9 protein-coding genes and 1 pseudogene are annotated in these 9,544 nt (G+C 35.1%); 4 read left to right on the top strand and 6 right to left on the bottom strand.

Annotated elements, in window-relative coordinates:
• Nucleotides 1–91: 91 nt before the first annotated feature.
• Nucleotides 92–1,420 (top strand): IS4-like element ISWen1 family transposase, encoded by a 1,329-nt coding sequence (locus OZD64_RS02550; protein WP_274999201.1) that lies wholly within the window; start codon nucleotides 92–94, stop codon nucleotides 1,418–1,420.
• Here OZD64_RS02550 and OZD64_RS06850 read toward each other — a convergent pair.
• A pseudogene (locus tag OZD64_RS06850) lies at nucleotides 1,416–2,022 on the bottom strand (transposase); the annotation flags it as partial. The gene OZD64_RS02550 and the pseudogene OZD64_RS06850 overlap by 5 nt on opposite strands.
• A gap of 44 nt (nucleotides 2,023–2,066) precedes the next feature.
• Entirely contained in the window at nucleotides 2,067–2,195 is a 129-nt protein-coding gene (locus OZD64_RS02540; RefSeq protein WP_274999241.1) for a hypothetical protein, read from the bottom strand.
• A gap of 186 nt (nucleotides 2,196–2,381) precedes the next feature.
• Here OZD64_RS02540 and OZD64_RS02535 point away from each other — a divergent pair, with 186 nt between their 5' ends.
• From OZD64_RS02535 to OZD64_RS02525, 3 genes are read left to right on the top strand one after another with little or no spacing between them, the layout of a single operon-like run.
• Nucleotides 2,382–3,491 (top strand): outer membrane protein assembly factor BamB family protein, encoded by a 1,110-nt coding sequence (locus OZD64_RS02535; protein WP_038228167.1) that lies wholly within the window; start codon nucleotides 2,382–2,384, stop codon nucleotides 3,489–3,491.
• Nucleotides 3,484–4,863: a dihydrolipoyl dehydrogenase gene (gene lpdA, locus OZD64_RS02530; RefSeq protein WP_010082459.1), complete on the top strand. Its 1,380-nt coding sequence runs from the start codon at nucleotides 3,484–3,486 to the stop codon at nucleotides 4,861–4,863. The genes OZD64_RS02535 and lpdA overlap by 8 nt, the downstream gene beginning before the upstream one ends.
• A 2-nt stretch (nucleotides 4,864–4,865) precedes the next feature.
• Nucleotides 4,866–5,795, top strand: coding sequence for a tyrosine recombinase XerC (locus OZD64_RS02525; protein WP_208571627.1), 930 nt, complete (start codon nucleotides 4,866–4,868; stop codon nucleotides 5,793–5,795).
• A gap of 76 nt (nucleotides 5,796–5,871) precedes the next feature.
• Here OZD64_RS02525 and OZD64_RS02520 read toward each other — a convergent pair whose 3' ends face one another.
• The 4 genes from OZD64_RS02520 to OZD64_RS02505 form a co-directional block, all read right to left on the bottom strand.
• On the bottom strand, nucleotides 5,872–6,609 hold the full coding sequence (locus OZD64_RS02520) for a hypothetical protein (RefSeq protein ID WP_274999240.1): 738 nt from the start codon (nucleotides 6,607–6,609) through the stop codon (nucleotides 5,872–5,874).
• 36 nt (nucleotides 6,610–6,645) lie between these two features.
• On the bottom strand, nucleotides 6,646–7,290 hold the full coding sequence (locus OZD64_RS02515) for an ankyrin repeat domain-containing protein (RefSeq protein WP_274999243.1): 645 nt from the start codon (nucleotides 7,288–7,290) through the stop codon (nucleotides 6,646–6,648).
• Between the two features lie 225 nt (nucleotides 7,291–7,515).
• Nucleotides 7,516–8,463 (bottom strand): thioredoxin-disulfide reductase, encoded by a 948-nt coding sequence (trxB, locus tag OZD64_RS02510; RefSeq protein WP_010962814.1) that lies wholly within the window; start codon nucleotides 8,461–8,463, stop codon nucleotides 7,516–7,518.
• Nucleotides 8,450–9,049 carry a peroxiredoxin gene (locus OZD64_RS02505; RefSeq protein ID WP_012673206.1) on the bottom strand — a complete coding sequence of 200 codons (600 nt, stop codon included), beginning with the start codon at nucleotides 9,047–9,049 and terminating at the stop codon, nucleotides 8,450–8,452. Before OZD64_RS02505 ends, trxB begins: the two co-directional genes overlap by 14 nt.
• Nucleotides 9,050–9,544: the final 495 nt, after the last annotated feature.

Raw genomic sequence — 9,544 nt, 5'->3', positions numbered from 1 at the left:
CCATACGCGTCAAGTTAAGGAAATAAAGGTATGAAAGAGATAGAATAATAAGGTATAAGTTCTCCCAGAAATACTTTTAGTGAGAGAACCAATGAATAAAATAACTAGCTTATCAAAAAAGCTCAAAGAATTTTTTAATGAAAAAGCAGACAAAATCTCAATTACAACAAGGTTTATAAAAAGAAAGAGAAAGCTAAAAGGTTCATCGTTCGTAAAAGCCATGGTCTTGGGTAATATAGGGGTTGATAATTGTAGCGTAGAAACAATGTGTCAATTACTAAACGAGGACTCGATAGATATAACAAAACAAGGTTTGGATTTTAGATTTACTGAAGAAGCAGTGGAATTTATGAAAAGGATGTATAATGAATCTGTGCTTCTCTTCAAAAATATCTTGCAAGTTGATTGCAAAATCTTACAGCAATTTAATAGTGTTAAATTATTGGACAGTAGCTATATTACTCTACCTAACAGTATGGAAGAGATGTATAAAGGTTATGGTACTAGCTACAGTGGCTATGAAAGCAATACTAAGTCTGGAATAAAGTTACAATTAGTTTTCGACTACATGAATCAGATAATAGACCAACTTAATTTAACGGAGGGAGTAAGATCAGACCAGGGATATAGGAAACATTTAAGTAATATATTAAGCAATGATTTGCTAATATCTGATCTCGGTTATTTTGTGCCAAGTTCTTTTAAACAAATCAATGAAATAGGAGCTTATTTCATAAGTCGTTATAAATCCGATACCAACATATATGATGTAGAAACAAATCAAAAAATGGAGTTATTAGAATGTTTAGAGGATAAGTTATTTTTAGAAAACGAGGTATTGTTAGGAAAAGAAGCAAAAATTAGAGTAAGAATTATATGTCAGAAACTAACTGAAGAACAGTCTATGGCCAGAAGAAGGAAAGCTAATAGATTAGCAAGATCGCAGGGATATACATCCTCTAAAAGAAATCAAAAATTGTTGAACTGGTCAATATTTATAACTAATGTTCCAGAAAATAAAATTAGTGCTGAGCAAGTATTAACGATTTACAGAGTAAGGTGGCAAATTGAGTTATTATTTAAATTGTATAAAAGCCATATCAGACTTGATAAGCTAAAAGGAAAGCCATGCAGAGTATTATGTGAACTATATGCTAAATTGTGCGCAATTCTTATATTTCACGGCATAGTTGGTTGCACAGAAGTGAAAAAGAATACAGAACTTAGCTTAACAAAGGCATTTATTGAGCTAAAAAAGCGGGTTATAGAGTTATTTTTAGCACTAAAGAATAAAGTTAATAGTTTGAAAGTTTTTCTTAAAAAGCTTACCATAACTTGGTCTCGATTTTCATTAAAAGACAAGTACAGAAAAACTAGAGTATCTACCTTAACTTCCCTGAATTTACTTACAATCTCTTAACTTGACGCGTATGGTCATATGCTCTGTCTGCATATAGTGCTTTTATGGCATGCTGAAAATTAACTCCTTTAAGTAAATCGCAAGCTCCATAGTGATCAGACCGTTACTGTATTTTGCAGCTATGGCTTTTTTGCTGTTTATATTCAACATTACATGCAATTTTCTTGTCTGTTCATAACCACGATATTTTCTGTCAGCGCTATTTTCCTTGCTGTGTGTTGTTATAAATGCTGATGCTTGTGCTATCTATGGCAATTTCGATATCTTCCATATTATTTTTATCAATTCTGCAATCATTGATCTTAATATTAAGTTTTTTTTGAAGCTTGCGAATAGCTGATAACTGCTAAATCTCTTCCTATTTGTTGCAAATATCCTTTTATAAATCCGACTGTTTGTCTTAAGCCAATTCTAAAAAGATTAACGATTATATGCACTAAAATCACAACTTTATCACTATAAATATAGTTGCCGCCCTGCATTTTTGGACTATTTTCATACCAATTTTCGATAGCTTTATCGATGTAACAAAAAATATTTCCTCTTTTTTCTAGAAATTTGTTATATTCATGGCAGTTACTAACTCTCATTTTTTGTGGCATATTTTTCCTTAAGCGGTTAAATGGCTATTTTATAATGAATTTTGTCAGTAGCCACCAGATTTTTTCAGTTGCGATGCAACAGAGCCATCCCAGTGTCCAGCACTGGGATGACAGGAAAAGAGGCTATTTGGATGACATCTTTCTTCTTGGTATAAATTACTTTTATATCTCAATGTTCGTACAGCTATGCACGTTGCCGCATAGTGGATGAGGTGTACTACCTCTAAGAGTATACATTATCTCACATAATAATATAATATTTCGTTCATAAATCAACGTTTTTAACATGCAGCAAGAACATTTCCGTTGTAATTAAGGTTCTTAAGATGTATATTAATGAATCTTGTTTTCAATAAATAATGAAAGTAATAATTGTCATGATAATGTTATTGTGTAGCAGTTACACAATGGCAAGCGAGAGAATAAGTCTAGTGGATAAAAAACTATCTCAAGGATATGTAGCTCCAGTGCTTACAGAAGATAGCGTTATTTTATCAGACAAGCACGGCGCTTTATATTCCTTTGATATTGATAACTCAAAGGCTATGAATTGGAAATTACACCTCTCACACAGAAAAAAAATTAGTAACATGAGCCTATTGCGTCACAGAGGAAACGTTTTCTTTATAGTGGATAACGTTCTACACACAATAGATGCAAAAACCGGCGAGATTCAGTGGGAAAAAGAATTGAGAGCTCCAGTAAGAGGGAAAGCAGCAGTAATAAACAATAAATTGGTAGTATTGACTATTGATAATTATCTGTACGTGTTTGATATAAAAGATGGCAGCTTCGTTTGGACTTATCAAAACGGCATCAATGAGGTTCGAGGTTTGTATTCCATATCGCCAGCAATTTCTAATGATAAAATAATAGCACCATTTTCAAATGGTGAGTTAATAGCTTTTAATGAAGACGGTAAAAAATTGTGGAGCCAAAAATTGGCTACAAACCTTTTGGATACACAGCTCACAGATGTAACTACTACACCGAGAGTGCTTGGCGATACTTTAATAGCTACAAATAATTCTTATATTTATAGCATTGACGTGAAATCAGGAAATATTTTATGGTCAAAGTCACTGCAAGTAAAAAGTGTATCAGACATTGAGTCATATTATAGTCCTCTTATTCCTGCAGAGAAACAAAAAGAAGGCGGAAGAATTTTTATAGTTACTAAAGACGATAAAATAATTGGCCTGGATATAAAAAATGGAGAAACAGTCTGGGCATCTGATTTAATAGAAAATACGCAATTGTTTGCTCCAATTATGCATGCCCATACACTGTGGGTGACAAGCAATAAAGGTTCAATGTTTGCTTTTCCGGGATCTGAAAGTGCAGGAAAGGTAGTCAAAGTACCTGGTAATGTGTTTCACACTCCAGTGTTTACTCGCAATAAGATATATGTAACAACTGAGGGAAAAGGTGTTTATTCTTTAGAAAATAGGTTTGTTTTTTATGACTGATTATGATTTAATTGTTATAGGTGGTGGCCCAGGAGGCTATAAGTGTGCTATCGCTGCTGCAAAACTTGGATTGAAAGTTGCCTGCATAGATAAAAATAGCATTTTTGGTGGTACATGCTTGCGAGTTGGATGCATACCTTCCAAAGCACTACTTCATTCTTCCTATCAGTATGCTCACACGAAAAATGATCTGTCGAAGCTTGGCATAAAAATTAAGGATGCAAGTTTCGATTTAAAAGAAATGCTAGGCTATAAGGACGCCAGAGTTCAGGAACTTGGAAAAGGTATAGAATATCTGTTTAACCTTCACAAAATCACTAAAATCAATGGGCTTGCTTCTTTTGACCAAGGTAATCTTGAAGTTTCAGTTGAAGGTAAGGTGCTGAAGACAAAAAATATAGTAATTGCAACCGGTTCTGACGTTATTTCTTTGCCAGGAATTAATATCGATGAGAAAAGTATTATTTCATCAACTGGTGCATTATCTTTAACTGAAGTACCAAAAAAACTTGTCGTAATCGGAGCCGGGGCAATAGGGCTTGAAATGTCTTCTGTATGGAGGAGGCTAGGGTCTGAAGTCACTGTAGTAGAATTTTTTGACAGAATCGCTGCAGCAATGGATGGAGAATTAAGTAAGTCTCTACTTTCTAGTCTACAAAAACAAGGAATAAAATTTTTACTTAGCACTAAAGTTGAGGAGATAAAACAAAGTAGTAATTCTTTGAGTGTGAAAGTTTGCTCTGTAAAAGATAATCAAACAAACACTATAGAGGCGGATAAGGTATTGGTGGCAGCAGGACGCAAACCATGCACTGAGAATCTTGGTATTGATGAAAAAATAGAAAAAGATAATCGCGGTTTCGTTCAAGTTAACAACAGATATGAAACTAATGTGAAAGGAATATTTGCTATTGGTGATGTGATCGGTGGAGCAATGCTTGCTCATAAAGCAGAGGAAGAAGGAGTGGCAGTTGCAGAGATAATAGCAGGACAGTCACCTCACGTTGATTATGGAATCATACCATCTGTCATTTACACTCACCCTGCGGTTTCTTCGATTGGTAAAACCGAAGAGGAACTCAAAAATGCTGGCCGTAAGTACAAAGTTGGTAAATGTCAATTTGCTGCAAACGGCAGAGCAAAAATCACTGATGATGCTGAAGGATTCGTGAAAGTGCTGACTTGTAGCAGAGCAGATACAATACTAGGTGTGCATATCATAGGAGCATACGCTGATACGCTAATCAACGAAGCAGCAGTTGCAATGGCATATAGCGCAGCAGCAGAGGATATATACAGAATTTGTCACTCTCATCCTGATATAAATGAAGCCTTTCGAGATGCGTGCATCGATGCTTTCTTTAAAAAATAATTGTGGACCTCGGTTCAATCATTGAAAAATGGTATGAGTGGCTGAGGTGCAACAGATCTTATTCACCAAACACTTTAGAGTCATACATGAGGGACTTGAAGGATCTTATAAGTTTCCTAAATACTCACATTGGTGGAGAAGTAAATGTCGGCACTTTGGAAAAATTGAGCGTACCTGAGTTAAGAAGTTGGCTTACCTCTCGTTACGCAAGAGGTGTAAACGCAAGATCCAACACTCGAGCACTCTCAGTAATCAGAAATTTCTTCAAGTACATAAAAAATAACCACAATATAGACAATGAAGCTGTATTTTCCTTATCAAGGCCAATTCAGAGAAGAACTTTGCCCAAAGCATTATCAATACCTGATATAAAAACTTTATTGAAAGAAATGAAACTATCCGATCTGGGCGAATCTTGGGTGGTAAAAAGAGAAATTGCGATTATCGTCCTGCTATATAGTACAGGCTTAAGAATCAGCGAAGCGTTGAACCTTAGGGTTAGTGATATTAACAATGAAAGTTTAATAGTAACAGGTAAGGGAGATAAACAAAGGCAGGTATTCATTCTTCCGGTAGTAAAAAAGTGTATACAAGAATATGTAAAAGCCTGTCCTTATCTTGGCACTAATAATGAAACACAATATCTTTTTTTGGGAGTAAGAGGAAAAAAATTGGGAAGAACTTATGTGGCCAATCGTTTGCAAAAAATAAGGAGAATGTTAAATTTACCAGAAATTTTATCTCCACATGCATTTCGCCATAGTTTTGCTACTCATTTGCTTCAGGAAGATATTGACATAAGATCAATACAACAACTGCTTGGTCACTCAAGCCTGGAAACTACTCAAATTTACACTCACCTCAATTATCAAGATGTTTTTAACATGTACAAAAATTTTCAGCAGGGCCTGGAGAAGAAATCAAAACTTTAACTTCGTTCTAAACCACCAAGCTGAGTGCTTTCAACATCACTAAGTATTGTGTTTGCTTTATATAAACTACAACATCCTAATAAAAAAAAGCCAGTGCAACTGCTGTAAAGAAAGCACTTATTATCCCTGGATAATCTTCTATTACTAAACATGCAACAACAGTATATACTCCAAGCAATATAAAACATGCAGAAGCGTAGTTGCTCAGTTTTCTACCAGAAGAAATTGCTTGCGAGGATTTTTCGTTTTTATTACTACGGAGCAGTCTATTTTCTGATGAAAGCCTATCTCTTTCTTCCCTTACTTGTTTCAAATCTCTTTTTAATCGTGAAATTTCGACAGTGTCGCTTGCTCTTCCATACACAATTCTATTAAGTCGAGTTACTTCACTATTTAGATCATTGATTTTTGTTTTTTGAGCCGATTTTTCCTGCCTTAAATCTTCTTCTAACTGTGAAATTTTGTTAATGCCTCTCGTTCTTTCGCGTACGACCCTATCCAGCTCTCGTTCTTTTTCTATGAGTTGAGCTTTCGTTCTTTCAAGTTCACCTTTAAGTTCTTGTATAACTTGCTCAGAACCTACCGGTATATCATTCGTACTTGCCAAAGGTTGTAATGTATTTGCAGGAAATTTTTCATTTAGGTAATTTGTAATAGATTCGATTGGATTATTAACACCCCTCAATGCAGCAGTAACAATTGCATGACTCATGAAGCAATTATCTTCTACTAATTTTTTTACATCATCTAAATCTTTTTTATTAATAGTAGCGGTTAATCGCTCTGTAATGGCTTGTTCAATTATTTGCTTCACCCACGAATTTTGCTCTATAGCTTGTATTGGCTTTATTTAACTAAAATCTAGCTCTTTATGTTTTAAAAGTTTTGTCAATACTTCTTTGTTATCTGATGTTATTCCTTGTAAACATGATTGAATAATTAAGCTAAGCGGCGTTTCTATTTCTTCATTTCGGCTTCTTTTCCAGCAATTAGGGTTAAACTCTTGATTTAATGGTCTTTTCGCTTGGTAAATGTTTCTGCTAGAAAGAGCACCTAACAACTCGTTTGCTTTTTGTGCTTTTTTAAATTCTAATTTTATTACGCGCTCAAATCCTCTTGCAATACAATCTTCAGGGCTTTTATATTCATAATTTTTGATATCAGTTTTTATATCTGGGTGCGTGAGCAATATTTTTACCACATCTTTAGCCCCAACTTGACAAGCAATATGTAAAGCTGTGTCTTTGCGCATATTAGATGTTGTTATAAATTCTGATATTTCACTTTGTGTACTAGGATCATATCTCGTCCGTGTTGTAGACACAGATTGCTTACTCTGAGCATTAATATTGATACTTCTGTTTTGTATAAGCAATTTAGCCATTTTCTCTAACGTAGCCTGTCCATCACCGCTGACAGCGCAGACATTGACAATAGACACCAAAGGTGTCATGCCCTCCTTATCAAACGCATTAACATCCGCACCTTCTTTCAGAGCTTGTTTAAAAGCTTCCGGGTTTTCGTTATCAATAGCCTTAAATAACTTTTGTGTTGGTTCATCGAGCTATCTTGAAGTTGTCTGATTATATCTATAACCATTAGTATTTATCCCATCCCCTCCCCTCCATAAAGCATATTAAACCTACCTAATAATTTACTAATATAATTATGAAAAAGAAAAGGAAAATTGCAAGCGATTTATTCAAAATCCTAGAATTAACTACGACTCTAAAAACTTTTCTGCATCAAGCGCAGCCATGCATCCTGTTCCTGCTGCAACTACTGCCTGACGATATACCTTATCTTGAACATCACCTGCAGCAAACACTCCTGCCCTACTAGTTAAAGTTGTTCCAGGTTTTGTAATGATGTAACCCTGCTCATCCATTTCAACAAAGCCTTTAAAAATACCCGTATTTGGTGCATGCCCGATTGCAATGAACACTCCATCCACTTTTAATTCTTGGGTTTTATCGATCTCTGCTGATTTAATCGCAATACCAGCAACCCTTTTTGGATTTTCTTCTCCAAGAATCTGCTCTACGGTATGGTTCCACATTACTTTTATTTTATCATTTTTAAAGAGCCTATCTTGCATTACTTTTTCCGCTCTTAATTTATCACGCCTGTGTATTAATATCACTTCTTTGGCAAATCGAGTTAAAAATATTGCTTCTTCAACAGCAGTGTTTCCACCACCAATCACAGCTACAACTTTATTCCTAAAAAATGCACCATCGCAAGTCGCACAAGCTGAAACCCCATAACCCTGAAATTTCTTTTCACTTTCTAAACCAAGCCACTTCGCTTGCGCACCAGATGCAATGATAATTGCATCTGAATAGTAGTCATTGATATTACCAGAAGATCTAAATCTATACTCATTAAAGTCCTCAAGTTGTTCAACGCTTTTTATCTCATCATCTATTATTTTTGCTCCAACCTTTTCTGCATGAAACCTCATTTGCTCCATTAGTTCTGGACCCTGTATTGAAACAAAACCAGGATAGTTTTCAACATCTGTAGTAATTGTAAGCTGACCACCAGGCTGCATTCCCGTTACTACAATTGGCTCTAAGTTTGCACGTGCTGCATATATAGCGGCAGCATAACCCGCTGCCCCAGATCCAATAATAAGAACTTTTGTACTAAATTTATAATTCTTCACTGTATGAGTTTAGATAATCAGCTACTCCTTCATCGCTTGCCTGCATTGCTGGCTTACCTTTCTTCCACCCTGCTGGACATACTTCACCATGCTCCTCATTATGTTTAATTGCATCAACGATTCTAACGAATTCATCGATATTACGCCCTAAAGGCAAATCATTTATCGATTGATGACGTACAATAAATTTATCATCAATAACGAAAGTTGCTCTCAGCGCAATTGAGTCATCATATAAGACCCCATAGTCTCTTGATATAGACTTTTTGATATCAGACACTAAAGTGTAGCTAATCTCTCCAATACCACCATCATTAACTGGAGTGTTTCGCCATTTATAATGTGAAAATTTTGAATCTACACTTATTCCTATCACTTCAACACCACGCTTTGCAAACTCATTTATTCTATTATTGAGCGATATCAATTCAGTTGGGCAAACAAAAGTAAAATCAAGTGGATAGAAAAAAAGGACAGCATACTTATTTTTTATGCGCTTACTCAGACAGAAATCATCAACAATTTCTCCGTCAGAGAGAACAGATGAAGCAGTAAAATCGATAGCAGATTTTGTTACAAGATTCATAATTAACCTATTCTTTTAAAATAACTTTAATTTTACATCTTGATAAACTTATATGCAAGTTTTCTTTGGTTTTAGTCCTATAAAAACTTCCTAAAATAGCTCTTCTTTTTTACCGATAAGATACAATCCAGGTTGGAATACTGAGTTGGTGAGTATAAAATTCTACGTCATGCCACCGCGAACCGTCATACCGCCACGGTATCTCAGCCGCTCACAAGTAGCGGGATGACGGTTGTCGTTTAGCTATAAATGTTAAAAAATTTGCCAAACGAAAAAAAAGGCAAAAGAAGCCCCGTGGTTGGCTAATTACTTACATTATACTTTCAAGTATGGCGTTTTTTTATTCTAAACGTTTAATAACCGCGATTCAGTTGCTTTTAAGCCGCAACTAATCTAAATTACAAACATTAAGAAATTTACTAAACAGAAAAAAAGGCAAAAGAAACCCTAGGGTAGCTAGTTATTCACTATCCATTTTTTAAGTTGGCGTTTTTT

The organism is Wolbachia endosymbiont of Drosophila tristis (genome assembly GCF_028981745.1).
Classification (GTDB): domain Bacteria; phylum Pseudomonadota; class Alphaproteobacteria; order Rickettsiales; family Anaplasmataceae; genus Wolbachia; species Wolbachia pipientis.
The sequence above is the reverse complement of the archived record's forward strand: the minus strand, read 5'-3'. Positions and strand labels throughout refer to the sequence as shown.

Bases quoted from the DNA above. Each gene is read 5' to 3' on its own strand.
- lpdA (WP_010082459.1), top strand. From the start codon at position 3,484: ATGACTGATTATGATTTAATTGTTATAGGTGGTGGCCCAGGAGGCTAT.
- OZD64_RS02505 (WP_012673206.1), bottom strand. From the start codon at position 9,049: ATGAATCTTGTAACAAAATCTGCTATCGATTTTACTGCTTCATCTGTT.
- OZD64_RS02550 (WP_274999201.1), top strand. From the start codon at position 92: ATGAATAAAATAACTAGCTTATCAAAAAAGCTCAAAGAATTTTTTAAT.
- OZD64_RS02535 (WP_038228167.1), top strand. From the start codon at position 2,382: ATGAAAGTAATAATTGTCATGATAATGTTATTGTGTAGCAGTTACACA.